The sequence below is a fragment of the Bacillus sp. JJ1521 genome (genome assembly GCF_036965165.1).
Taxonomy (GTDB): Bacteria; Bacillota; Bacilli; order Bacillales; family Bacillaceae_L; genus Ferdinandcohnia.
In genome coordinates, this window is record NZ_JBALOX010000008.1 from 45,818 (window position 1) to 46,540 (window position 723).

Sequence of the window (723 nt, forward strand, 5' to 3'; positions counted from 1 at the left end):
TGTTATTTCTGTCGTTCCTGTTGTTCATTACTCCGGTTCGATCGTTCCTGTTAAAGTTGTTGCCATTTCGGTCCATAATTTCTGTTAATGGACCATCGTTGTCACGAAGATGATATCCTTTTCCGTTACGGTCATACCGGTCATTAACATTTTCGTTTGAGTAATACCCAATTGGTCTTGCATTATCATTATAATCCCTATTTGGCGCTGCTCCCTGATTGGTATTACAAGCCGTTAGACCCCCAAGCAATAATGCTGCAGTTGAAACTGAATAGAGTATCTTCCTCAATACAATAACCCCCTTTGACCTTTTGAACATAAATTCATGTTCATCTTTTAGGTTGGCTTATCAAAGGGGGATTATTTCTGTTAGTTTTTTGCAGGTTATTAAAATTTTGGACTTGATGTATTTTTACTTTTTCCCAATTTTTTTGTAGAACGCATACTAAAAAATAAAAGGACGAATTTTTTATCCGCCCTTGCAATTATTTGAATTTATTTTAATCGTCTAGGTCATCATCTACATCAGGCATGTTAAACATTGGATTAAACCCCATTTGTTGATTTGGATTCATGCCAAAAGGTCCGCCAGGGAATCCACCTTGTTGAAATTGTCCCGGAAATCCTGGTTGCCCCATCGGGAAGCCTTGTTCAGGAAATTGACCCGGGAATCCTGGTTGACCCATTGGTAGGCCTTGTTGCGGAAATTGCCCTGGTATTCCA

Annotated in this window: 2 pseudogenes; both read right to left on the minus strand. The window is 39.1% G+C overall.

Annotated features, from left to right (window positions below):
* Nucleotides 1-289: pseudogene (locus V7147_RS01760) on the minus strand (hypothetical protein); the annotation flags it as partial.
* A 211-nt stretch (nucleotides 290-500) separates the two neighbouring features.
* Nucleotides 501-723, minus strand: a pseudogene (locus V7147_RS01765) (hypothetical protein); the annotation flags it as partial.